This is a genomic window from Streptomyces sp. Edi2 (assembly GCF_040253635.1).
Taxonomy (GTDB): domain Bacteria; phylum Actinomycetota; class Actinomycetes; order Streptomycetales; family Streptomycetaceae; genus Streptomyces.
Map to the genome: position 1 here is coordinate 7818349 of NZ_JBEJGX010000003.1, position 23318 is coordinate 7841666.

General features: G+C 70.6%; 20 protein-coding genes. 10 read left to right on the top strand and 10 right to left on the bottom strand.

All coding sequences use genetic code 11. The annotated features are described in order from the left end of the window. The first annotated feature begins 212 nt into the window (after positions 1-212). Positions 213-833 carry a TetR/AcrR family transcriptional regulator gene (locus ABR737_RS37595; protein ID WP_350255641.1) on the top strand — a complete coding sequence of 207 codons (621 nt, stop codon included), beginning with the start codon at positions 213-215 and terminating at the stop codon, positions 831-833. 154 nt (positions 834-987) lie between these two features. Here ABR737_RS37595 and ssgD read toward each other — a convergent pair whose 3' ends face one another. Beyond that, on the bottom strand, positions 988-1401 hold the full coding sequence (gene ssgD / locus ABR737_RS37600; protein WP_350255642.1) for a spore wall synthesis regulator SsgD: 414 nt from the start codon (positions 1399-1401) through the stop codon (positions 988-990). A gap of 871 nt (positions 1402-2272) precedes the next feature. Here ssgD and ABR737_RS37605 point away from each other — a divergent pair. Next, entirely contained in the window at positions 2273-3346 is a 1074-nt protein-coding gene (locus tag ABR737_RS37605) for a WD40/YVTN/BNR-like repeat-containing protein (protein WP_350255643.1), read from the top strand. A gap of 49 nt (positions 3347-3395) precedes the next feature. Here ABR737_RS37605 and ABR737_RS37610 read toward each other — a convergent pair whose 3' ends face one another. Both ABR737_RS37610 and ABR737_RS37615 read right to left on the bottom strand, forming a co-directional pair. Beyond that, a complete protein-coding gene (locus ABR737_RS37610; protein ID WP_350255644.1) occupies positions 3396-3902 on the bottom strand; it encodes a MarR family winged helix-turn-helix transcriptional regulator in 507 nt (168 codons plus the stop codon). A gap of 82 nt (positions 3903-3984) precedes the next feature. Beyond that, on the bottom strand, positions 3985-5994 hold the full coding sequence (locus ABR737_RS37615; RefSeq protein WP_350255645.1) for an FUSC family protein: 2010 nt from the start codon (positions 5992-5994) through the stop codon (positions 3985-3987). A gap of 236 nt (positions 5995-6230) precedes the next feature. Between ABR737_RS37615 and ABR737_RS37620 the strand changes: the two genes are divergently transcribed. Next, a complete protein-coding gene (locus ABR737_RS37620; protein ID WP_350255646.1) occupies positions 6231-6848 on the top strand; it encodes a TetR/AcrR family transcriptional regulator in 618 nt (205 codons plus the stop codon). A gap of 66 nt (positions 6849-6914) precedes the next feature. Here ABR737_RS37620 and ABR737_RS37625 read toward each other — a convergent pair whose 3' ends face one another. The 4 genes from ABR737_RS37625 to ABR737_RS37640 all read right to left on the bottom strand — a co-directional run bounded on the left by ABR737_RS37625 (position 6915) and on the right by ABR737_RS37640 (position 10485). Further along, positions 6915-7226: a hypothetical protein gene (locus tag ABR737_RS37625; RefSeq protein ID WP_350255647.1), complete on the bottom strand. Its 312-nt coding sequence runs from the start codon at positions 7224-7226 to the stop codon at positions 6915-6917. 454 nt (positions 7227-7680) lie between these two features. After that, positions 7681-8484 (bottom strand): DeoR/GlpR family DNA-binding transcription regulator, encoded by an 804-nt coding sequence (locus ABR737_RS37630; protein ID WP_350255648.1) that lies wholly within the window; start codon positions 8482-8484, stop codon positions 7681-7683. A 142-nt stretch (positions 8485-8626) separates the two neighbouring features. Continuing rightward, positions 8627-9508: a class II fructose-bisphosphate aldolase gene (locus ABR737_RS37635; protein WP_350255649.1), complete on the bottom strand. Its 882-nt coding sequence runs from the start codon at positions 9506-9508 to the stop codon at positions 8627-8629. A gap of 71 nt (positions 9509-9579) precedes the next feature. After that, a complete protein-coding gene (locus ABR737_RS37640) occupies positions 9580-10485 on the bottom strand; it encodes an SIS domain-containing protein (RefSeq protein WP_350255650.1) in 906 nt (301 codons plus the stop codon). Between the two features lie 449 nt (positions 10486-10934). On the opposite strand from ABR737_RS37640, the gene ABR737_RS37645 reads away from it, so the two are divergent. Then, entirely contained in the window at positions 10935-12395 is a 1461-nt protein-coding gene (locus ABR737_RS37645) for a sugar porter family MFS transporter (protein ID WP_350255651.1), read from the top strand. Between the two features lie 90 nt (positions 12396-12485). Here the strand turns inward: ABR737_RS37645 and ABR737_RS37650 are convergent, their stop codons facing one another. Both ABR737_RS37650 and ABR737_RS37655 read right to left on the bottom strand, forming a co-directional pair. Further along, a complete protein-coding gene (locus tag ABR737_RS37650) occupies positions 12486-12785 on the bottom strand; it encodes a YciI family protein (protein ID WP_350255652.1) in 300 nt (99 codons plus the stop codon). A 235-nt stretch (positions 12786-13020) separates the two neighbouring features. Beyond that, entirely contained in the window at positions 13021-14442 is a 1422-nt protein-coding gene (locus ABR737_RS37655; RefSeq protein WP_350257075.1) for an amidase, read from the bottom strand. Positions 14443-14656: 214 nt separating this feature from the next. Here ABR737_RS37655 and ABR737_RS37660 point away from each other — a divergent pair, with 214 nt between their 5' ends. Next, entirely contained in the window at positions 14657-15361 is a 705-nt protein-coding gene (locus tag ABR737_RS37660; RefSeq protein WP_350255653.1) for an endonuclease V, read from the top strand. A 32-nt stretch (positions 15362-15393) separates the two neighbouring features. Here ABR737_RS37660 and ABR737_RS37665 read toward each other — a convergent pair whose 3' ends face one another. Next, entirely contained in the window at positions 15394-16581 is a 1188-nt protein-coding gene (locus ABR737_RS37665; RefSeq protein ID WP_350255654.1) for a saccharopine dehydrogenase family protein, read from the bottom strand. A 366-nt stretch (positions 16582-16947) separates the two neighbouring features. On the opposite strand from ABR737_RS37665, the gene ABR737_RS37670 reads away from it, so the two are divergent. From ABR737_RS37670 to ABR737_RS37690, 5 genes are all read left to right on the top strand, one after another. Beyond that, entirely contained in the window at positions 16948-18516 is a 1569-nt protein-coding gene (locus ABR737_RS37670; RefSeq protein ID WP_350255655.1) for a sialate:H+ symport family MFS transporter, read from the top strand. A 408-nt stretch (positions 18517-18924) separates the two neighbouring features. Then, positions 18925-19305, top strand: coding sequence for an MmcQ/YjbR family DNA-binding protein (locus ABR737_RS37675; protein WP_350257076.1), 381 nt, complete (start codon positions 18925-18927; stop codon positions 19303-19305). Positions 19306-19482: 177 nt separating this feature from the next. Continuing rightward, positions 19483-20667 (top strand): CaiB/BaiF CoA transferase family protein, encoded by a 1185-nt coding sequence (locus ABR737_RS37680; RefSeq protein ID WP_350255656.1) that lies wholly within the window; start codon positions 19483-19485, stop codon positions 20665-20667. Positions 20668-20881: 214 nt separating this feature from the next. After that, entirely contained in the window at positions 20882-22024 is a 1143-nt protein-coding gene (locus ABR737_RS37685) for an acyl-CoA dehydrogenase family protein (RefSeq protein ID WP_350257077.1), read from the top strand. 66 nt (positions 22025-22090) lie between these two features. Beyond that, positions 22091-23305, top strand: coding sequence for an acetyl-CoA C-acetyltransferase (locus ABR737_RS37690; RefSeq protein WP_350255657.1), 1215 nt, complete (start codon positions 22091-22093; stop codon positions 23303-23305). Positions 23306-23318 lie beyond the last annotated feature (13 nt).

A 23318-nucleotide genomic window follows, 5' to 3' on the forward strand; every position in this document is an offset into this window, starting at 1 on the left:
ACGTTATAACGGTACAGGCGACTTGTAAAAGCGGGCCGGTCTTCCTGAGCCGGCCCTGCTGAGTAGGCCCTCCTGAGTCGGAGCATGCGCCAAAACCATGCGCTGGAGTCATGAGCCGGAGTCAGGAGCCGGAGTCAGGAGCCGATTCCTGCGAAGGGCCGGGTCGCGCACGGTAGGAGAGCGGTACGAGGACGGTAGGAAGGAGGTCATCCGTGCCCAAGAAGGTGGACCACGAAGCGAGGCGCCAGGAGATCTCCGAGGCGCTGGGGCGGATTGCCGGCACCCGCGGGCTGGACGGCGCGAGCCTGCGCGATGTCGCGGCAGAGGCCGGGATCTCGCTCGGCCGGCTGCAGCACTACTTCCGCACCAGGGACGAGATGCTCCTCTTCGCCCTGCGGCACATCAACCGCCTCGCCGCGGACCGGATCCGCGCCCGCATCGAGGCGCTGGCCGAGGAGTCGGCCGAGGAGCCGACGCCCCGTGAGGTGCTGCGCGCCTGCCTGTCGGGCATGCTGCCGCTCGACGACAAGAGCCGTACCGGGCTGCTGGTCGGCGCCGCCTACTTCGCCCGCGCGGTGCACGACAAGACCCTGCGTGCGGAGGCCGAGAACGGCATCCCCCAGCTCCGTGCCTTCTTCGCCGGTCAACTGCGGCTGGCGGCGGACCGCGGCGAACTGCCGCCCGAACGCGCCACCGAGGACGAGGCGATGCTGCTGATCAGTATGACCGACGGGCTCGCCACCCACGTCCTGCTGGGTGTGCACAGCCCCGAAACCGCGCTACGGCTGCTGGATCTGCAGTTGGCGAACCTCTTCGGGGCGGCGGGGGCGTGAGCGGCAGACGCGCCGGAACTCATCGCTGCGGCTGCGGCTGCGGCTGCGGCTGCGGATGCGGTCAGGGGGGTACGGCTGCGACTGCAGCGGCGGCTGCGACGGTGGGCGCCCCGGACCCTCGGTGCCCGCGCCCTTGCCGTCGTCTCTTTTGGGGTTACGCCTCGCGCAACAAGGCGACGAGATCGGCCTCGACATCCAGGTGCCGCGCCTCGTCACCCTTCGCGACCACCTGGTACGACCGGGTCAGAAAGGTCCGCAGCTCCTGTGCGTCGAACTGCACCACCGCCATGCCGCCTACGGCATGGAACTCCACCACCACGGCGTGGGTGTCGTACGGCCAGATCTGCACATCGCCCGCCCCGGCCGGCTCGCACAGTCCCTCCTCCAGCAGCTCCCGCGCGAACGTCCAGGTCACCTCGGCCCCGTCCAGCGACGCGGCGGGCGGAAAGACCAGACGCACCGCGAACGGATCGGCGCGGTCATAACGCAGGCTCGCCGGTATCACCTGCGACCGGGGAGCGGTCGCGATGAGACGGGCCTGAACGGCTTGGTCGATGACGCTGGACATCGCCGGCTCCCTTGCATTCGGTGCGGATCGTCGGTGCTGTGACCACTAGGACGCGTAGGTCATCACGCCAGGTGCATTGGATTCCTGCGTGACCTGCATCACGGGCCATTGAATGTACGCAAATGCCCTCTTTGCTGTGCGTCAGGGGGCGCGATGGGGCCTCAACTGGTTGATGTGACGGATCGTTAGATGTGCTTGAGGTGCTGGTGGTGTGCGCTGTGGGTGCGTGCGGCGTGGGCGAGCGGTGTGGGTGGGGGAGCGGGTGGGGGAGGGGTGTCGGCGGAGGTGAGTGGTGCGCGTCGCCGGCGGGCGTGGTGGGTGCGGGTGGTCGGCGGGCGTGGACGGTGAGTGCGGTCGGTGTGTCATGAGTGCGGCTCACGGTGACTCGCGGGGCTCACCGGCTCGCGGCGGCTCAAGGTTGCCTCTGGCTCTCGTCGGCTGTCGCCGGTTGTCGTGAGCGGGGGTGGGCGATGGCATCGGCGACGGTGCGAGGGGTGGGTATCGGCAGCTGAGGGCGGTGGTCCGGGTGATGGCCCGGATGGCGGTCTGGGTGGTCGCCCGGATGGTGATCGGGACGATGGTCTGGGCGGTGGTCTGGACGGCCGGGTCGGGCTGGGCTAGCTTCCAGCCCACAATCAGAGCGGGGTGGGGCGAATTGCGGCGCACGGGACGCTTGTTGCGCGGGGAACGGGACCATGACTGGGGTCGGATCCGTTACCGGGGCCGGAACCGGGAGTGGGACTGGGAAGCGGGCCGCGACCGGGAAGAGGGCCGGGACCGGTTAGGAAATCGGGGCGCGCGACGAGTGCTGCGTACCCGTAGGGCTCGGTGGTGGGCGGCCATGGCGGCCGGTATGGCGGTGCTTGCCGCAATGACAGCCGGGCCGGCGACCGCGGCCCCGGTGGGTTCGCCCGCGGTGCCACCGGTATCGGAAGGCGCCGGGCCGGCAACGGCGGCATCACTCACCGCCCCGCACGCCGGCTGGCGCCTCAAGGACAGCGGCAGCACCGCCCGCTTCCGCGGCCTGGCGGCCGTCAGCCGTACGACCGCCTGGGTCGCCGGTACGGCCGGGACGGTGCTGCGCACCCACGACGGGGGCAAGCACTGGAGCGACATCTCCCCACCCGGTGCCGGTGCGCTGGAGTTCCGCGACATCGAGGCGTTCGACGCACGCCGTGCGGTGGTTCTCGCGATCGGCGAGGGGGAGGCCTCGCGGGTCTTCCGCACCGAAGATGCCGGCGCCACCTGGACCGAGAGCTTCCGCAACACCGACCCTCGCGCCTTCTACGACTGCCTGACCTTCTTCGACCGGCGGCACGGCATCGCGCTGAGCGATCCCGTCGACGGCAGGTACCGCATCCTGTCCACGGCGGACAGTGGACGCAGTTGGCGCGTACTGCCGTCAAAGGGCATGCCGTCGGCCCAGCCGGGCGAAGCCGCGTTCGCCGCCAGTGGCCAGTGCCTGGTCTCCGCCGGCAGCCGTGATGCCTGGATCGCGACCGGTGGCGCGGGCACCGCCCGCGTCCTGCACACCGCCGACCGCGGCCGTACCTGGTCGGTCACCGACACCCCGATACCGGCGGGCGACCCGGCCCGCGGTGTCTTCGCGCTCGCCCTCCGCGACCGGACCCATGTCCTCGCCGTCGGTGGTGATTTCCGCCCGGACCAGCCCTCGCCCCACGCCGCCGCGGTCAGCGACGACGCCGGCAAAACCTGGACACCGGCCGCCGAACCTCCCAAGGCCTACCGCTCCGGCGCCGCCTGGCTCCCGCATTCCCGGCGCTTGGCTGTGGCCGTCGGCCCGTCCGGCAGCGATCTGACCCTCGACGGCGGCCGCACCTGGAACACCTTCGACCAGGGTTCGTACGACACCGTCGACTGCGCCCCGGACCTGGGATGCTGGACCGCGGGCGAGCGAGGCCGGATCGCACGACTGGAGCCGTGACGGCGAGTCCTGGCGGCAGGCCTGAGGCGGGGCTTGGCGGGCGGTGGGTTTACTCCATCAGGCTGCCGAGCCGCCCCTCCAGCACCACCAGCAACTCGCCCAAGGCCACGGAGAGTTCCTCCTGCCGCTGATCGCCGATGCCTTCGAGCAGCGCCGCTTCGTACCGCAACTGTTCGGGCAGCAGCCGGTCGATGGTCTCGCGTCCCTCGTCGGTGAGCGAGAGATGCGCGACGCGGCGGTCCCGGTCGTCGGGGCGACGGGCGATCAGCCCGCGCTCCTCCAGTTGCCGTACGCGCTTGGTCACCGCGGCACCGGACGCAAAGGTCTCGCGGGCCACCCGCCCGGGGGTCAGCTCGCGGTCCATCCGGCGCAAGGTGCCGAGGATGTCGAACTCGGGACGGGTGAGTCCGGCCTTCCGCAGTGGCGCATCTGCCGCCTGCTGCAGCAGTGCGGAACAGCGGTTGAGCCGCCCGATCACCGCCATCGGGCCGGTGTCCAGCCCGGGGTGCACCTGCTGCCACTGGCGCAGCACCCCCGCGACGATGTCCTCGGTCACCCGCACACTCCTCTCGGCCATGCCGTACGCCTGCAATTGTGCCTGGCGTGGTGCCGGCCGCCGCGCCGGGCGGGCCCGCGGGTCAGGCGACGGGAACCGGTGCCGGGAGCCGGCGGACGAGGCCGGCCAGCGTCCGGTGGCCTTGCTGCTCGGCACGGACGATCCGCTCCTCGGGGAGGGCACGCTGCCACCACTCGCCGGCCGCCACCTCCACGGCTTCGCGGAGCTCGACCAGCCCCGCGACCAGCCGGTCACGGGCCCAGCGGATTTCCTGGTCCCGGTCGGTCTCCTGGGCCCGGTCGGCCCCGGGGGCCCAATCAGCCTCCCGGGCGCCGTCCGCCCCGGGCGCGGTACTTGCCGCGAGCAGCCGCAAGGCGGCGGTCTCCGCGGCCGCAACCCGCCCCAGGGCGACCTCGATACGGTGGGCGGCCCGCCGGTTGGTGATCAGGACGCAGCAGGCCAGCCCCATCATCGCGCCCACCACGGTGTCGATCCAGCGGTCGGCGATCAGCGTGCCGGCCGGCAGCCGTCCGCCGAACTCGGTCAGCAGCAGCGCCATCGGGGTGACGCACACCGAGCCGAGCCAGTAATTACGGGTGATACAGGCCTCCGCGCCGAGCTGGAAGACCAGCGCCAGCGCCACCATCGCGAGCTCCCCGAGGTGTGTCAGCGGCAGCAGTGCGGTGTAGAGCAGCAGACCGAGAAGGTTGCCCAGGGTCCGCTGGAGCGCCCGTTGCCAGGAGAGCGTGGTGTTGGCCTGGTAGATCGAGGCCGCCGTGACCACGGCCCAATAGGGGTGCCCGACGCCGATGGCCATCGACACCCAGCCCGCCAGCACACACCCGGCGGCCACCCGCGCGCCGATGGGCAGCAGCGGTGACCCGGGTGCGAGTCGGGCGAGCACCGCGCGCACCCCGCGCGGACGGCCGGGCGCAGGCTGCCGCGGCTCCCGCGCCTCGTCGGCGACACCCACCAGCTCCTCGGCCTCCACAGCCGAGAGCGCAACCCGGGGCAGCGGCCGCCCGCTGCGCAGTTCACGTACCCAGGCGCAGAGCTGCTCGGCTTCGCCCGCGGCGGACCGGCCGTCGTGGCCCAGCACCGATTCGGCCCGCACCAGCAGCCGTTCGAGCCCGGCCCGCGCGGCGGCTCTCTCCGGGGTGTGCACCGGAACCAGAAACAGTGTGTGCCAGGCGGCATTCACGGCGGCCGCCGTGGCATGCCGCGCCTGCGCCACACCGGCGAGCTCCTCACCAGCGGTTTCCTGACCGGCGGGCTTCTCACCGGCGGGTTCCCGACCGGCGGATTTCCCATCAGCGGGTTTCCGACCGGCGGGTTCACCCCCAGCGGATTCCCGACCGGCGCCCCCAGCGGTTTCCTGACCCACGGGTGCCTGGCCGGCGGGTTCCCAACCGGCAGATTCCCCACCAGCCCCTTCCGTCCCGCCCAAGCCTGCTGCGGCAGTACGCAGCAGTCCTGCCGCAGCCTCCAGGGCGCGGGCGACGGCGATCCGCTCCGGCCCCTGCGGCCGTATCAGTGCCGGCGCCATACAGACCAGCCAGGCGAGTCCTCCGGCGCCGAGTGCCGCCGCCGTATGCAGGGGCACCTGGCCCAGGCGCTGCGGCACGAAGAACGCCGAGGCCGCGATGAACGTCAGGATGATGTTCGCCGGCGGGCCGATACGCGTGGCGTCGCAGACCATCTTGTGGACCGCGGCCAGCAGTGAGGCGAACACGACGAGCAGCGCGGTCGACGTGATCAGCGAGGCGGCGGTCAGCGCGATGCCGAGGCTCGCGACCATCCCGAGCACCACCCACACCAGGGTGCGGGCGCGGGCGGCATACGGCAGACCGTGTGCGTACAGGGCGCACATCGCCCCTGCCGAGGTGTACAGGATCAGATCCAGCCGCCCCAGGAAGAACAAGGTGAGATCGGGAATCGCCAGCGCTGCCACCGCACTGAGCGCCGGTTTGTGCCAGATGTCGACGGGCCGGCGCAGCCGCACGGTGCTCCTGAGGGGCAGCGGCTGGACCCGCACGGCACTCCCCGAAGCGGTATAGGCGCTCTTCCCGGACTGTCTGGCATGCTTCCCCATGCCAAAAGATTAACAGGTGTTTTACTAGTGAAATATATGCGCCTCGTCACGTCGGGCTCAGAGAGCGGAGCTTTGGGCCGCGCCGGGGGACGGCAGCGCGGGAGGGGGCGATCAGAGCGAGAAGGGAGAGGATTGGCGGAGCGGGAGGGGAGAGGGCTGGTAGAGCGGGAGGGGAGAGGGTTGGTAGAGCGGGACTGGGAGGGGAGAACGCCGGCGCAGGGGGCGACAATAGCCAGGTGCCAGCCGCCAAGAAGAAGACAACGACCGCGAACGCGTCACCGGAGCGCCGCCGCGAACTGCTCAACATCGCGGCGGAGGTATTCGCCGCACACGGCTACAACGCCACCACCGTCCGCCGCATCGCCGACGAGGCGGGAATGCTCGCCGGCAGTCTCTACTACCACTTCGATTCCAAGGAATCGATGCTGGACGAGATCCTGTCCAGCTTCCTGACCGAGCTGTGGGACGGCTATGACGCCGTACTCGCCGCCGGGCTCGGCCCCAGGGAGACCATCGAAGCCCTGGTCACCGAATCCTTCCGGGAGATCGACCGGCACCGCGCGGCCGTCGCCATCTACCAGAAGGAGTCCCGGCATCTGGTCGGGCAGTCCCGCTTCGGCTATCTCGCCGACTCGCAGCGGAAGTTCGAAAAGGCCTGGCTCGGCACACTGGAACGAGGCGTGGCAGATGGAGTCTTCCGAGCCGACCTCGACATCCGGCTCACCTACCGCTTCGTGCGCGACACCGTCTGGGTTGCGGCGAGCTGGTACCGGCCGGGCGGACAGCACAGCCCCGAGGAGATCGCCCGTCAGTACCTCTCCATGGTGCTGGACGGCGTCGCCGTACGCGCCTGACCCACCCGGACGCGGTGGCGGCCCGCGAACTTGTCAGCTCTACCGGAGCGCCCGGCAGGAACCCGTTCAGCAGGAACTGTTCTTCACGTACAGGGCCCGCGAGGCCCAGGTCGTGCCGTAGCGGACGTCCTTCGTCGTGCCCTTGGAGAGGCGGCCGTGCGGGTCGCGCTGATGCGGGACGACGATGGTGTAGCACGCGGTGCGCCGGCTGCACAGGTTCGTCAGGCGGACGTAGCGCTGATGCCCCTTGTTGAAGTACTTCCGCACCACCACGCAGTGTGGCGGCCGGTCGGCCGCTGCCGCGGTCGAGGCGCTGAGCATTGTCAGCGAGGCGCTGCACGTCACCGTTGCCAGCGCTATGGCCATGAACTTCCGCACGTCATCTCCCCCGCTGGAAACCTCGGACACCCCCGCGAAGCCCACATCGGGTTCGCACGTTCATTCCCATTGTCCATACCCACCCAGGGAAAAGCAGCCCCGGGGGTCACACAGGGACAAGACCGCGACATAAGACACGACATACGAGCAGCCCTTCTCGGAAGGGGCCGGGCGGGACGGGAGCGAGCCGGGAACGGTCGGGGCGGGGTGGTCGGGGCAAGCGAGCGAGGGGTGAGTCAAGCGACCCACGGCGCTGTCCGGGCGGGCTGGGGCGGTGATCGGGGCAGGCGAGGCGAGGGTCTGGCCGGGCAGGGTTCGGCTCGCAGCTGACCGGGCTGACCGGGCTGACCGCGCTGACCGCGCTGACCGGGTTGACCGGACCGCTGACCGCCGAGGGCCGGCGATCGGGGGCCGGCTGCCGAGGGCTGGGCTCGCCTCCGCCCTCGGCCGGGTATCACTCGCCCGAGGGCGGGCGTGCCGCCACCACCTTCAGTCCTCGATCCGAGAACTCACGGCGGATTGCCTCCTTCGCTCCGTTGTCCGTGATGAACGTGTCAAAGACATCAGCGTCGCCGACCCGGGCGAAGCAGCGCTCGCCGATCTTCGACGAGTCCGCGACGACCACGGCACGCCGGGCACGCTCGGCCATCAGGCGGTTGACCCGGGCCTCCGCCTCGTCGTGCACCGTGGCCCCCATCATCGGGTCCATGCCGTTGGCGCCGATGAACGCGATGTCGATGGAGATCTGCTGCAGCACCAACTCGCTGAACGGCCCGACCAGTTCAAATGACCGCGAGTGCGCCACCCCACCGGTGAGCACGATCTTGATCTGCGGCCGCACGGCCAGCTCATTGGCGATATTGAGGGAGTTGGTGACGATCGTCAGATGCGGCTGCGGGCCGGCCTCCGCGAAGTCCGCACGGGTGGCAAGCACCCGTGCGATCGCCGTGGTGGTCGTGCCGCCGCTCAGGCCGACCACATGCCCCCGCTCGACGAGCTTCGCCGCGGCCCGTGCCACTGCCTCCTTCTCTTCCGACCGGTGAGCGTGCTTGTAACGGATGGGCAGGTCATACGCCACCGAACTGAGCACCGCCCCACCCCGGGTACGGGTCAGCAACTGCTGCTCGGCCAGGGCGTCCATGTCGCGCCGCATCGTGGCGGCCGAGACCTCCAGCTCGGTCGCCGCCTCCTCGACATCCACCCGGCCTCGGTCGCCGAGCAGCTCGAGCAGTGCGTTCATCCGTTCATGGCGCTTCATGGCGCGAGCCTAATTCGTCTCAGCAGGTCAGCGTGACGCGCCGTAGGCGCCCTGGTACTCCGCCGCGCCGGACCCTCCCCTCCGCTGTGACGAAGCGCCCCGGAGGCGGTGACCGCCTGCCGCCGTCTCACCCCCGGGTGCCTCACCCCCGGGCCGGTGCCTGGGCTGCGTACTGGTCCGGCACCGTCGCCGGAGTGCCCAGCACCTCCAGCAGCCTCGCCGCTTCCTCGGCCACTGCCTCCCGGGCGGGCTTGAGGTACTTCCGGGAGTCCACGAGCGAGGGGTCGGCGCCCAGCGTGTGCCGTATCGAGTGAGTGAAGACGGAGACCAGATGAGTGGAGATATTGATCTTCGTCATTCCGGCGGCGATGGCCCGCCGCAGCTCGTCGTCGGGCACCCCGGACGAGCCGTGCAGTACCAGCGGCACCGGCAGGGTGGTGTGCAGCGCCTCGATGAGGGCCTTGTCCAGTACGGCCGTGCGCTCATGCATGGCATGGGAGGAACCGACGGCCACGGCGAGAGCATCCACCCCCGTCGCACGGACGAAGGCCAGGGCCTCGCCCGGGTCCGTACGCACCCCTGGCGCATGGACCCCGTCCTTGCCGCCGACCTCGCCGAGCTCCGCCTCGACATAGGCGCCACGGTCATGGCACCAGGCGGTGAGCTCGGCGGTGGTGGCCACATTCTCTTCGTACGGAAGCGCCGAGGCATCCACCATGACGGATCCCACCCCGGCGGCGATGCCCTGATGGACCAACTCGGCATCGGTGATGTGGTCGAGGTGCACCGCGATCGGAGCCGTGGAGCCTTCGGCCAGAGCGAGGGTGGCGCGGGTGAGGGGCAGCAGACTGCCGTGATAGCGGATGCAGTTCTCGCTGATCTGCAGGATCAACGGGATCGCGGTGCGCTCGGCGGCGGTGACGAGCGCTTCGGCCGTCTCCAGATGAATGACGTTGAAGGCCGCGGCACCGACCCGCGCCTCACGCGCGGCGTCCACGATCGATGAGGTCGGAACGAGGGGCATCGGAGGCTGGCTCCCTTGCGGACGGGACTGATTGACGGTGGGAGGAGGGGCGACGTGGGGGAGGCGGGTGTTTAGGAGGCGGCCGGCGTTTCGAGCATCACCGAGCGGGTCAGGCCGCGGGGGTTGTCCGGGTCCAGACCACGGGCGCGCGCCCGCTCCAGCGCCACCCGCTGCACCAGCACCAGATCGGCCAGCGGATCGCGTGCATGGCACACAAAGCGCGCCCCGGTCCGCACCACTTCGGCCTCCAGTCCGTCCGGTGCCGGACCGAACAGCCAGGTCACCCGGCCGGGTGCGGCTATCGAGATCGGACCGTGGCGGTACTCCATCGCGGGGTACGACTCGGTCCAACTCTGCGATGCCTCCCGCATCTTGAGGGCCGCCTCATTGGCCACACCGAACGTCCAGCCCGTCCCGAGGAAGGCGAACTGCTCGGCGTCCACCCATTCCTTCTCCACCGGCGCGGTCAGCGCCTCCTCCGCGTCGGTCACCGCCCGGGAGACGTCCTCGCCCAGTTGTGCACGCAGCATCGTCAGCGCAGTCGTCGCGAAACGGGTCTGTACCACCGACTCCTCATCGGCGAAGGGGAGCGCGACCATCTCGTCGGAGACCGCCGCCGCTGGTGTCGCGGCGCTACCGATGATCGTCACCGTCGGGATGCGCCCCTTGACCGCATCGAGTACGCGCAACACCTCGGTCGTGGTGCCGGACCGGGTGATCGCGACCACCGCGTCATAGCGGCGGTCGGTGCCGAGGAACGCCTCGGAGGCGGCGAAGGGGTCCGTCACCCCCTGTCCGGATGCCTCGCGCAGTGCCGCATACGACTGCGCCATGAACCATGAGGTGCCGCACCCGACGACGGCCACCCGCTGGCCGGCCTTGGGCAGCGGGTTCGTGGCCGCCCCGATCCGCGCGGCCTCCCGCCAGGTCTTCGGCTGGCTGTGCAGCTCCTGCTCCATGTACGAGATCTCGCTCATGGCCCACCCTCCTGCGATGTGCATGTGCTCATCGGTCTGCATGTCTGCATGGCTTGTGTGTCTGCGTCTCTGCGTGCTGTGCAGCGACGCAGTTCTGCATGAAAGTGCAATATTCGCGTTCGTTGCAATCGACTGTACGCAGAAAGTTGCCAGGCTTCCATCCCTCGTTCGGGCGGATGCGCCAGAGGGGAGGGGTGGGTCGGCGGCTCTGCGGGGCGCCGTGCACCGCTCTCACCTGGGTGAAGGTGGGGTTGTCGCAGGATGCCGAGGATGAGGGCGGGGAGGCGCAGGGGGTGCAAGCGGGCGGGGGAAAGTGTTGACAGCTGCGAGAAACGCGTCGAATACTTGCAAGATCACTCATGCGCTTGGAGCTTGCAGTGCAAGCGCGCAGTCCAGTCACGCAGCTCAGTCATGCAGCAAGGCCCGCTCCGCCGCACAAAGGACTTCCCATGTCCATTGCCACGCTCTCCGCGACGCCCCCGCCCCCGTCATCCGGGACCGCTCGCCGCACCGGCAGACTGTTCGCGCTCACCGGCGCCGTCGTCGGCGTCATCTACGGCTACGACACCGGCAGCATCTCCGGTGCTTTGGTATTCCTGAGCAAGGACTTTCATCTCACCGAGGCCGAAAAGGGCCTGGTCAACAGCATCCTGGTGTTCGGCTCCATCGTGGGCGCGCTGATCGGCGGCAAGCTCGCCGATGCCCTGGGCCGCAAGGCGGCGATGCTGATCGTCGCCGGTTCGTACGCCGCATTCGTCGCACTCTCCGCGGTCGCGCCCAATGTCATCGTGCTGGATGCCGTCCGCTTCCTGCTCGGCATCGCCATCGGCATCTCGATCGTCGCCGCCCCGCTCTATGTCGCCGAATCGACTCCGGCGCGTATCCGTGGAGCCTCCGTCGCCGCCTACCAAGTGGCCACGGTCGCGGGCATCGTCATCACGTACTTCGTCAACTGGGGCCTGTCCGGCGGCGGTCACTGGCGCTGGATGCTCGGTCTGTCCGCGATCCCCGCCGCACTCGTGCTGATCCCGCTGCTCAGGCTGCCGGACACCCCGCGCTGGTATGTCCTCAAAGGACGCACGGAACGAGCTGTCGAGGTCATGGCCATGACCGACCCGGACGTCGATCCGCGTGAGGAGGTCGCTGTCGTGGCGTCCGCGCTCGCCCAGGAGAGCGGTGGATCGGCGCGCTCCTTGCTGCGCAAGCCGTACGCCCGTGCCGCGCTCTTCGTCGTCGGCCTCGGGTTCTTCTGCCAGATCACCGGCATCAATGCCGTGACGTACTACAGCCCGCAGATCTTCGAGGAGATGGGCTTCACCGGCAGCGGCCAGAGCTTCCTGCTGCCGTCCTTCGTCCAGCTGGCCTCGCTGGCCGCGACCGTGCTCGCCCTCCTCATCATCGACCGACTCGGCCGCCGGGTGGTGCTGCTCTGCGGTATCGGCACGATGGTCGTCATGCTCGCCGTCCTGACCGCGGTCTTCGCCAGGGGCGAGCTGCACGGCGCCTCGACCTGGGTGGGCTTCGCCGCGATCCTGCTGTTCACCGCAGCCTTCAACTTCGGTTTCGGATCGCTGATCTGGGTCTACGCGAGCGAGGCCTTCCCCGCCCAACTGCGTTCAACGGGGGCTTCGGTGATGCTCACCGCCGATCTGGTGGCCAATCTCCTGATCGCCCAGTTCTTCCCCTCGTTGATGGCCCGGGCCGGTGCGGCCCTGACCTTCGCGGGCCTTGGCGTCCTCGCGCTCGCCGCACTGGTCTTCGCCGCCGCCACGGCACCCGAGACCAAGGGACGTCAGCTGGAGGACATCCAGGACTACTGGCGTAACGGGGGGCGCTGGCCCGCGTCGCCCGTTCCCGTGAGCGCCGGCTCGCTCAGTGGTTCAGCGGTGCCGCCGACGACGACTCCGTAGTCCGGGGGAGGGGCCGGGCCGGGGGGCGTCCACAGCGCCGAGGGTGGACGCCCGGAGCGCCGGCGGTCCGGGGCCGAGGGGGACGGCCGCTCAGGACGGCAGTTGTTCCCGGTACTGCTCCAGAGCCGGGGCGGTCGTCGTCGCCGCGAACTCCATGATCCGGTACTCACACACCCCGGCGAGGACGAACGGGTCCTGGGTCACGATCCGCTCGACGGTCGCACGGTCCGTCCCCGCGGCGAGAATCACGCCCCCGTCCCGCGGGATCTTGCGGCCGGCGGCGAGGAAGTGCCCGGCGGCGTACTCCTTCTCCAGCCACTCCCGGTGCTCCTGAAGGACAGCGTCGACGCGTTCGAGGGGCGCGGTGTAGGTCAGTTCCAGTACGAACATAGCTGCAATATAGACGAGATGGACGAGGCATCAGGCGGAAGCGCAGCTTCTCCCGGAAAGGGAATGCGCAGGCCAGGGCGGATGCCACAGCATGTGTCTCCGGCTGGTGCGGCGAACGCCGCGGACACGTCTCTGCGGCATGCCTCTGCAGCATGTCTCCCCGGACACGTCTCTGCGGGCGTGCCTGCCCAGGTCCGGGAAGTGTCGCGACTTCAGGGGCAGAACGCCGGGACGGTCAGACCGCGGGCAGGTCCGGACGGCGCCGGCCGTGCCGCGTTGCGCGCTCGTAGGCATGCCCTGCCTGGAGGACGGCGAGATCCGCACGCGGCGCACCGATGAACTGCAGCCCCACGGGAAGACCGGCCGGGGTGAATCCCGCGGGGACCGAAAGGGCGGGCACGCCGAGGACGGAGATGAGGTAGGCGGAGCGCATCCAGTCCAGATAGGAGCGTGTGGGCCGGCCCGCGACCTCCCGGGGATACTCCAGCTCCGCGTCGAACGGCGTGACTTGGCTGACCGGCGCCAGGAGCAGGTCGTACCGGGAGAAGAAATCCACCATGCCGAGGTACAGCCGGCTGCGGGTCGCGGTGGCGGTGCGCAGGTCGGCGGCGGTCAGCCGGCGGCCCTGCTCGATGTTCTCGACGATGCTGGGTTTGAGAGCCTGCCGGTCGGAGTCGAGCAGGGTGCCGAGCGCCAGGTCGAAGCTGTGGGCCCGCAGCGTACGGAAGGTGTCGTCGGCCCCGGTGAGGTCCGGACAGGCGATGTCGACACGGCAGCCGAGTTCCTCGAAGACCCTCAACTGCGGCTCCAGAACGGCGAGTACGTCCGGGTCGGCCGGGGCGTGGCCCCCGAGGTCCGGTGTCCAGGCGATGCGCAAGCCGCGCAACTCGCGATCGAGGGGCACACGGAACGCCTCGCCGGGGGTCTCCAGGCCGATGGGGCAGCGCGGATCCGGCCCCGCCATCGCCGACAGCAACAGCGCCGTATCCGCAACGGTCCGCCCCATCGGGCCGGGGACGGACAGGGTGTCCCAGAGGTCGCCACCGGGGTGCCGGGGGACGCGGCCCGGCGTCGGCCGCAGCCCGACGACATTGCAGAAGGACGCGGGGTTGCGCAGCGAGCCGCCCATGTCACTGCCGTCGGCGAGGGGTTGCAGCCCGGCCGCGAGTGCCGCGGCGGCGCCGCCACTGCTGCCGCCTGCCGAACGTGTGGTGTCGTAAGGATTGCGGGTGGTGCCGAAGACGGGGTTGAAGGTGTGCGAACCGGCGGCGAATTCCGGCACATTGGTCTTGCCGAGGCGGATGGCGCCGGCCTGCTGCAGCCTGTTGACCAGCAGCTCGTCCTCGTCGGGGACGTGGTCGGCGAAGAGCGGTGAGCCGTGTGTGGTGCGCATACCGCGGGTGAGATGCGTGTCCTTGAAGGCGATCGGAAGCCCGTGCAGGGGCGGGACGGCGGCGCCGCGGGCGAGGCGTTCGTCGGCGAGCGCGGCCGCGGCGAGTGCGCCCTCGGGGTCGAGGGTGACGAGGGCGTTGACGGCCGGATTGACCTGTTCGATGCGGTCCAGATGTGCCTGGACGACTTCCCGGGCGGAGAGGTCGCGGCGGCGCAACCGGGCGGCGAGGTCGAGGGCATCGAGCTGATGGAGCGCGTCGGGCATGAAGACCTCGGAGGGTTGTTTCAGGGCGGCGAGGCACCGGTGGTGGGGCACGAGCCGATCGTCGAGAGGCTGCCCTCGGCGGCGGCGCCTGTGCGGTCGGCGGGGTCCGGGTTCACGCTCACCAAGGTACCCAGCGCCACTGACAACGCCTCATGATCAGGCCTCCCGGCCTGGTCAGAGGCTCGCTCACCGGTTCGGTAGCGTGGTGGTCACCATGGACACTCCCGGAATGATCTCCTGCGACGACGAACTGCGGAACTGGCCGGCCGACGAAGACCAGGCGCGGGCGGTCCAGGACCGGTTGCGGCCCTGTGTGCGGCTCGATGAACCCGGTCCGGAACCGGGGTTCGAGGGCACGGTCGTCGGGGTGGACGTCGCCTATGACGACGCGCGTGACGTCGTCGCGGCTGCCGCCGTCGCGCTGGACGCCCGTACGCGCGCCGTCGTCGACGAGGCGACCGCCGTCGGGCAGATCTCCTTCCCGTACGTCCCCGGCCTGCTCGCGTTCCGCGAGATTCCCACCGTGCTCGACGCCCTCGCCCGCCTCACCCGCACCCCTGACCTCGTGGTCTGCGACGGTTACGGGCTGGCGCACCCGCGCCGCTTCGGGCTCGCCAGCCACCTGGGAGTGCTGACCGGGCTGCCCACCATCGGTGTCGCCAAGAACCCCTTCACCTTCCGCTATGAGCTTCCCGGACCGGACCGCGGCGCCACCTCTCCTCTTCTGGACGGGGCCGAGGAGGTGGGACGTGCGCTGCGTACCCAAAGGGGCGTCAAACCGGTCTTCGTCTCCGTGGGGCATCGCATCGACATCGACCATGCCTGTGCGCATACGCTCCACCTGGCAGCGCATTACCGGCTTCCCGAGACGACCCGCGCCGCGGACGCGCTGTGCCGGAGGGCGCTCGCCGACGCCTGAGGCGGTGGAGGCAGGGAGAGCCGGGGCCGGGGCTACCCCTGGACGACGCGAAAGGCGATGCCCGCCTCCTGGAGGCGGGCCGTCAGCGCGTCCCCCATGGCAACCGCGGTGGTCACCTGGCCGGCAGTCTCCGGCAGGTCGTCGAAGGCCAGGCTGAGCGCCGACTCGGCGAGCATCTTCGCCGTCTCGTCGTAGCCGGGGTCACCGCCCGAGACCTCGGTGATCAGGCGTTCGCCGCCGCCGGAGGCGACGAAGCGGATCCTGAACCAGCTGCGTGCGCGCCGCTCGGGGCCCGGCCCGTCGCCCGGTTCCAGACGCCGCGACAACCAGCGCCGCGCGGCCGGCACCTGGGCGAGTGCGCACATGGCCCCCACTCCCACCGCCCCGCCGACGGCGACCGGCAGCCGTCGTACGCCTGCGTAGTGGCGGTAGCGGAAGTCGGGCCCGTAACGGTCCAGTGCGGCGGCGGAGCGAGCGATGACCTGAGGATCGAGGGTCGGCAACGGCACGCCCCAGGTGCGCGTTTCGCCGCTCCTGAGCGGCGGCCCGAAGGACGCCCGCACTGTACGGCCGGCCGGTCGCGGCTCCGCTCGCTGCCGCTCGCGGGCGGCCCGCGCCATGGCGACCGGACGCGATGCGACGGTCAGTGCCGAGGCCAGGGTGCCGCCGGAAAAGGCGCCGTTGGTCCGCACGAAGCCGTCGATGCGTACGGGGACGCCTTCGGGGAGGAGCCCCACCGTGAAGAGCACCCCCAGGTCGTGCGGGACGGAGTCGAATCCGCAGGCGTGTACGAGGCGCGCACCGGAGGCGCGGGCCGTCGCATCGTGACGCACGTACATCCGGTCGATGAACTCCGGCTCACCGGTCAGATCGACATAGTCGGTGCCTGCCGCGGCGCACGCGGCGACCAGCGGCTCACCGTGGAGCAGATACGGCCCGACGGTCGTCACCAGCACCTTGGTGCCGGCGGCGAGGGCGCGCAGCGACTGGGGATCGTCGCTGTCGGCCTGCAGTAGCGGCAGGCCGGCGCAGTCCGGGTTGATCGCTGTCAGCCGGTCGCGCAGCTGCTCCAGTTTGGCGGTGTTGCGCCCGGCCAGCGCCCAGCGGCAGCCCTGGGGAGCATGTGCGGCCAGGTAGGCGGCGGTGAGGGCGCCCGCAAAACCGGTCGCGCCGTAGAGGACGAGGTCATGGTCCCGTCCGGAGGTGTCCTGCCGTCGCATCGTGCGTCCTCTCGACCACCCACTGGGCACGGAGCCCGGACATTAGGCAGTCACCGTCGACCCGTCAACGTACGCTTCCGGCCGCCGCCTTGGTTGTTCCCTTGCCGTCCCATGGGCGGCACGGAGTGTGGCACGCAGTCTTGACAGAGCACGGCGACCGGTCCAGATTCACCGATGGCACCGATGACATAGGACGTCCCATGTCTGGCCTGCTGCCCCGACCGTGGTCCGGCCCTGCTGCCCCGACCGTCGTCTGGCTGTACTGCCCCGAATGTCACCCAGACAGCCCCGAATGTCACCCAGCGGCTTCCCCGACGATGCCGCGAACCGTACCGTCCGCCGATTGCCGGAGGAGGCCGGACAGCCGTGACGCTGCGTCCCGCGGACCCCCCTGAGCACAGCCGGAACCGGTGGCAGGAGGTCACGCCGGGCCAGTGGAAGGCGATGTTCGCCGCCTGGATCGGCTATCTCCTGGACGGCTTCGACTTCGTCCTGATCACCCTCGTGCTGACCGAGATCGCCGCCGACTTCCATCTGAGCACCGCCACCGCCGCCTCGCTGATCTCCGGCGCCTTCATCACCCGGTGGCTGGGCGGCGCCGTCCTGGGCGCGATGGGTGACCGCTACGGCCGCAAGACCGCCATGGTCACCAGCATCCTGCTGTACTCGCTCGGTACCTTCGCCTGCGGTTTCGCCTGGGACTACACCAGCCTGTTCGTCGCGCGGCTGGTGATCGGTCTGGGCATGGCGGGGGAGTACAGCGCCGGCGTGACGTATGTGCTGGAGAGCTGGCCCGTCCGATGGCGCAACCGCGCTTCCGGATTCATCATCTCCGGTTACGCCGGCGGCACCGTCCTCGCGGCGCAGCTCTACAAGTGGGTGGTGCCGCACTGGGGCTGGCGCTGGATGTTCTGGATCGGCGTCCTGCCCGTACTGGTCGCCGTCTGGATGCGCCGATCGCTGCCGGAGGCCGGTGACTGGCAGCGGCAGATCGGCACCACCGGCACGGAAGAGGAACGTCCCCATCCCTTCCGGCCGTTGTTCACCGGCCGCATCCGGCCCTGGACCAACACCGCCCTGGCGGCGGCTGCCTCGGTCGCGCTGTTCTGCGTTTTCACACCCGTCGGCGCGGGCGCCGTACCGGGGCTGTCCGTCGTCGCGGCGGTGTGTCTGGTGGCATTCGCCGTGCAGCTCGGCGGCCGTCGCGGGTGGCTGCTGTATGTGGCCCTGATGGCGACGGTGTTCTGTGCCTTCCTCTACAGCTGGCCGGTCCAGGCCCTGCTGCCCACCTACCTCAAGACCGACCTCGGGTACGCCCCCGGACAGGTCACCGACGTGATGTTCTACGCGGGCTTCGGCACCATGGCGGGCTGCTGGCTGGCGGGCTTCGCCGGCGACCGGTTCGGTACCCGCCGCGCCTATGCCGGCACCCTGCTGGCCTCCCTCGCCTTCGTCTTCCCGGTCTTCGCGGTGCAGGACAGCCTGCCGGCGCTCGGTGTGCTGGTCTTCGGGCTGCTCGCGCTCGGTCAGGGCATCTCCGGGATCCTGCCGAAATACCTGGCCGGGCACTTCCCGACCGCCACCCGCGCCGCCTCTCTGGGCTTTGTCTACAACGTCGGAGCCCTGGGCGGCGCGGTGGCGCCCGTCCTGGGAGCTCATCTGGCCGAAGGCATGTCCCTGGGGCGGGCGCTGGCCGTGCTCACCTTCGGGCTGACGCTCGTGGTCATCATCCTGGTGGGCGGCGACGTCCCGCGGCGGCTGGGCCGGCTCGTGGACGGTCAGGCGCCCGAAGACCACCTTGCGCCGAAGGCCGGGGAAACGGGGGCGCTGCCCGCGGGGCAGGCGCCTGCTCCGGCTTCCACGCCCATGCCCACTCCCACATCCGCTCCCGCTCCCGCTTCCGCCTCCGGGGAGGTGCCGCCGGACTCCGCGTAGCGGTGCTCCACCGGGCGCCGGGGGAGCAGGCCCGGCCGGTTGGGCGCCGGGCCCTTTCGGTAGGCGGCGCGCGGAGTCGGCCCCCGCCGGACGGAGCAGCGCCGCGGCCGGCGCTCTGCTGTCTCGCCTCGCGCTCCAGGCCGGTCAGTGAGGGCAGCAGCAGCGCTCTCGCAGGCTCGGTGAACTGCCGTCACCCCTGACCGCTGGGGAAGTCGAACAGCGCAGTGGCGAGTTGCGGGGCGGACATGACAGCGATCGTCCCTCGGTCGGCCCGGCGTCCGGCGCTCCGCGGGCCGTTGTCAGTGGTCGCCGTTAGCGTGGAATGCGTTGGGCGGCCCGCGCGTGACGAGCGTGGCGCCGGGCGGCGGCGCGGGCGGTGCCGTACGGGGGACGGATGTGGAGGAGCGCATGGCGAAGGTGGCGGATCCGGCGGCGGTGCGGGAGCGGGTGCGCGTGTTCGCGCTCGGGCTTCCCGGGGCCGTGGAGGAGTTCCCCTGGGGCGAAAGCGTCATCAAGGTCAACAAGAAGGTCTTCGTCTTCCTCGGCATCGATGACGGCGGCTGTCCGCGCGGGGTCACGCTGAAGCTGAAGGATCCCGCAGCGCATGCCCATGCCCTGACCTTGCCCGGCGCCAAGCCCGCGGGCTACGGCCTGGGCAAGTCCGGATGGGTGCAGGTCCCGCTGGCGGAGCCGGGCGCTCCGCCGGCCGAACTGCTCTGTGACTGGGCGGAGGAGTCGTATCGCGTCATAGCCCCCAAGAAGCTCATCGCCGAGCTCGACGGGGGATAGCGGCGCAGCGGCAGCAGGCGCGCAAAGGCCCGCGACGGCGATGGCAGTTCAGCATCGCCGTCGCGGGCCTTTCACCTGCTGCCACGGGGCACGGGGGTCTTGTGGAAAGTGGAACACGTTCTTAACATCGCGGGTGTTACATCAGAAGTGTCACAGTGCGGAAAGGCATGGGGCGCGATGACGGAGTCAGGGAACGGCCCGCTCAGCGGGGTGCGGGTGGTCGAACTCGCGGGCATCGGCCCCGGTCCGTTCGCCGCCATGCTCCTGGCCGACCTCGGCGCGGATGTCGTCCGCGTCGACCGGCCCGGAGGCCCGGGGCTGGGCGTCGATCCGGCCTGCGACGTCACCAACCGCAACAAACGCTCCGTGCTGGTGGACCTCAAGAGCCCCGAGGGGGTGGCGCAGGTCCTCGAACTCGCCGGGCGCGCCGATGTGCTGATCGAGGGGTACCGCCCGGGCGTGGCCGAGCGGCTGGGAGTGGGCCCCGAGGAGTGTCTGGCGCGCAACCCCCGGCTGGTCTACGGCCGGATGACGGGCTGGGGACAGCAGGGCCCGCTCGCCGGCACCGCCGGGCACGACATCGGCTATATCGCCATCACGGGCGCCCTGGGCATGATCGGCCCGCCCGACGGCCCGCCCGCGATCCCCGCCAATCTCCTCGGTGACTACGCCGGCGGCTCCCTCTACCTCGTCATCGGTGTCCTCGCCGCCCTCCAGCACGCCCGCGCCGAGGACGGGACGGGTCAGGTCGTCGACGCCGCCATCGTCGACGGCACGGCTCATCTGACGGCGATGATCCACGGCATGCTGGCGGCCGGCGGCTGGCAGGACCGGCGCGGCGCCAATCTGCTCGACGGCGGGGCACCCTTCTACGGCACCTACGAGACCGCCGACGGCGGCTATATGGCGGTGGGCGCGCTGGAGACGCGGTTCTACGGCGCATTCATCCGGCTGCTGGGCATCGAGCAGGAGGCACCCAGTCGCGACGACCTCACCGCCTGGGGCGAGCTGCGCACCACCATCGCCGCCCGCTTCAAGACCCGTACCCGCGAGGAGTGGACGGCGGTCTTCGCTGAGTCCGACGCCTGTGTGGCGCCGGTGCTCTCCCTGGGAGAGGCCCCGCGGCACCCGCATCTCGCCGCCCGCGGCACCTTCGTCGAGCACGGCGGCCTCACCCAGCCCGCGCCCGCGCCGCGCTTCTCGCGCACTCCGGGCGCGGTACGCAGACCCCCCGCGCAACCCGGCGCCGACTCGGCCGAGATCGCCCGTGACTGGCAGGTCCCCGGCCTCCTCGCGCCGCGCGTCGGCGGCGAACCGCCCGCCGGCCCGGTCCGCGCCGGGCAGAAGGACACGGCCGGCTGATGGCACCCGCTATCACGCTTCCGTACGCGGCCGGTCCGCGTCCGGTTGCCGAAGGGGCCGAGGCCTTCCCCCGGGGGAGGGCCGGCGACGTGTGGGGCGGGCCGCTCGCCCTGAGCGCCCTCCGGCACGCTCCCGTGGGCCGGCCGGGGGCCCCACACCGACCGACACCGCCAGGAACCGGCTCCGAGGAGGGCCCGAACCGATGACCGCGCAGATGAAGCGCCAGATTTTCACCGAGGACCACGAGGCGTTCCGCAAGGTCGTACGGACCTTCCTGGCCAGGGAAGTGACGCCGTATTACGAGCAGTGGGAGAAGGACGGCATCGTCAGCCGTGACGCCTGGCGGGCGGCCGGCAAGCAGGGACTCCTGGGCCTGGCGGTTCCCGAGGAGTACGGCGGGGGCGGGCAGCACGACTTCCGCTACAGCGCGGTGCTGGCCGAGGAATTCACCCGGGCGGGGGCAGCCGGGCTGGCCGTGGGCCTGCACAACGACATCATCGGCCCCTACCTGACGACGCTGGGCACCGAGGAGCAGAAGAGCCGCTGGCTGCCCGGCTTCTGCAGCGGCGAGATCATCACCGCCATCGCCATGACCGAGCCCGGGGCGGGCTCCGACCTGCAGGGCATCCGCACCCACGCCGAGGACGCGGGCGACCACTGGATCCTCAACGGGTCCAAGACCTTCATCTCCAACGGCATCCTCGCCGACCTGGTCATCGTCGTGGCCAAAACGACACCGGAAGGCGGGGCGCACGGCCTGAGCCTGCTGGTCGTCGAGCGGGGCATGGCGGGCTTCGAGCGTGGCCGCAACCTCGACAAGATCGGACAGAAGTCCCAGGACACCGCCGAGCTGTTCTTCCACGACGTCCGCGTCCCCAAGGGGAACCTCCTCGGCACGCTGAACGGCGCCTTCGTCCATCTGATGACCCATCTCGCCCAGGAGCGGATGGGCATCGCCGTCGCCGCCGTCGCCGGTGCCGAACACCTGCTGGAGATCACCAGCGAGTACGTCAAGGAGCGCGAAGCCTTCGGAAGGCCGCTGGCCAAGCTCCAGCACATCCGCTTCGAGATAGCCGAGATGGCCACCGAATGCGCCGTCACCCGGGCGTTCCTCGACCGCTGTATCGCCGACCACTCCGCCGGCGAGCTGGATGCGGTGCACGCCTCGATGGCCAAGTGGTGGGCCACCGAACTGCAAAAGCGCGTCGCCGACCGCTGTCTGCAACTCCATGGCGGCTACGGCTATATGGCGGAATACCGCGTGGCCAAGGCCTTCACCGACGGCCGTATCCAGACGATCTACGGAGGGACCACCGAGATCATGAAGGAGATCATCGGACGCTCCCTGCTCGGCTGACCGCGGACCGGCCCCGGTCCCCACCCGCTGCCCCTGCCTCCACCCTCATGCGAAAGGCTTGTTGACTTGAGTACCGAAGCGTACGTATACGACGCGATCCGCACCCCGCGCGGCCGCGGCAAGGCCAATGGCGCGCTGCACGGCACTAAGCCGATCGACCTGGTCGTCGGTCTGATCCACGAAGTGCGCCGGCGCTTCCCCGGACTGGACCCGGCCGCCGTCGACGACATCGTGCTCGGCGTCGTCGGACCGGTCGGTGACCAGGGCTCCGACATCGCCCGGATCGCGGCGATCGCCGCCGGGCTGCCCGACACCGTGGCCGGCGTCCAGGAGAACCGCTTCTGTGCCTCGGGTCTGGAGGCCGTCAACATGGCCGCCGCCAAGGTGCGTTCCGGCTGGGAGGACCTGGTCCTGGCGGGCGGCGTCGAATCCATGTCGCGGGTCCCGATGGCCTCGGACGGCGGTGCCTGGTTCGCCGACCCGATGACCAACTTCGACACCAATTTCGTCCCGCAGGGCATCGGTGCCGACCTGATCGCCACCCTTGAGGGCTACTCGCGGCGCGATGTCGACGAATTCGCCGCGCTCTCCCAGGAGCGCGCCGCCGAGGCCTGGAAGGACGGCCGCTTCGACCGCTCCGTCGTCCCGGTACGCGACCGCAACGGCCTGGTCGTCCTCGACCACGACGAGCACATGCGCCCCGGCACCACCGCCGACTCCCTGGCCGGCCTCAAGCCGTCCTTCGCCACCATCGGTGACGCCGGCGGCTTCGACGCGGTCGCCCTGCAGAAGTACCACTGGGTCGAGAAGATCGACCACGTCCACCACGCCGGCAACTCCTCCGGCATCGTGGACGGCGCGGCGCTCGTCGCCATCGGCTCCAAGGAGGTCGGCGAGCGCTACGGCCTGACCCCCCGGGCCCGTATTCTCTCCGCCGCGGTCTCCGGCTCCGAGCCGACGATCATGCTCACCGGCCCCGCGCCCGCCAGCCGCAAGGCCCTCGCCAAGGCCGGGCTGACCATCGACGACATCGACCTGGTCGAGATCAACGAGGCCTTCGCCGCCGTCGTCCTGCGCTTCGTCAAGGACATGGGCCTGAGCCTGGACAAGGTCAATGTCAACGGCGGCGCCATCGCCCTGGGACACCCCCTCGGCGCCACCGGCGCGATGATCCTCGGCACCCTGATCGACGAGCTGGAGCGGCAGGACAAGCGCTACGGCCTGGCCACCCTCTGTGTCGGCGGCGGTATGGGCATCGCCACCGTCATCGAGCGCCTCTGACCCTCGTCCCACC

Excerpts from the sequence above, each read along its gene's own strand:
- ssgD (WP_350255642.1), bottom strand. The coding sequence starts at position 1,401 with ATGTCCAGCGTCATCGACCAAGCCGTTCAGGCCCGTCTCATCGCGACC.
- ABR737_RS37605 (WP_350255643.1), top strand. The coding sequence starts at position 2,273 with ATGACAGCCGGGCCGGCGACCGCGGCCCCGGTGGGTTCGCCCGCGGTG.
- ABR737_RS37615 (WP_350255645.1), bottom strand. The coding sequence starts at position 5,994 with ATGGGGAAGCATGCCAGACAGTCCGGGAAGAGCGCCTATACCGCTTCG.
- ABR737_RS37630 (WP_350255648.1), bottom strand. The coding sequence starts at position 8,484 with ATGAAGCGCCATGAACGGATGAACGCACTGCTCGAGCTGCTCGGCGAC.
- ABR737_RS37635 (WP_350255649.1), bottom strand. The coding sequence starts at position 9,508 with ATGCCCCTCGTTCCGACCTCATCGATCGTGGACGCCGCGCGTGAGGCG.
- ABR737_RS37640 (WP_350255650.1), bottom strand. The coding sequence starts at position 10,485 with ATGAGCGAGATCTCGTACATGGAGCAGGAGCTGCACAGCCAGCCGAAG.
- ABR737_RS37645 (WP_350255651.1), top strand. The coding sequence starts at position 10,935 with ATGTCCATTGCCACGCTCTCCGCGACGCCCCCGCCCCCGTCATCCGGG.
- ABR737_RS37650 (WP_350255652.1), bottom strand. The coding sequence starts at position 12,785 with ATGTTCGTACTGGAACTGACCTACACCGCGCCCCTCGAACGCGTCGAC.
- ABR737_RS37655 (WP_350257075.1), bottom strand. The coding sequence starts at position 14,442 with ATGCCCGACGCGCTCCATCAGCTCGATGCCCTCGACCTCGCCGCCCGG.
- ABR737_RS37660 (WP_350255653.1), top strand. The coding sequence starts at position 14,657 with ATGGACACTCCCGGAATGATCTCCTGCGACGACGAACTGCGGAACTGG.
- ABR737_RS37665 (WP_350255654.1), bottom strand. The coding sequence starts at position 16,581 with ATGCGACGGCAGGACACCTCCGGACGGGACCATGACCTCGTCCTCTAC.
- ABR737_RS37675 (WP_350257076.1), top strand. The coding sequence starts at position 18,925 with ATGGCGAAGGTGGCGGATCCGGCGGCGGTGCGGGAGCGGGTGCGCGTG.
- ABR737_RS37680 (WP_350255656.1), top strand. The coding sequence starts at position 19,483 with ATGACGGAGTCAGGGAACGGCCCGCTCAGCGGGGTGCGGGTGGTCGAA.
- ABR737_RS37685 (WP_350257077.1), top strand. The coding sequence starts at position 20,882 with ATGAAGCGCCAGATTTTCACCGAGGACCACGAGGCGTTCCGCAAGGTC.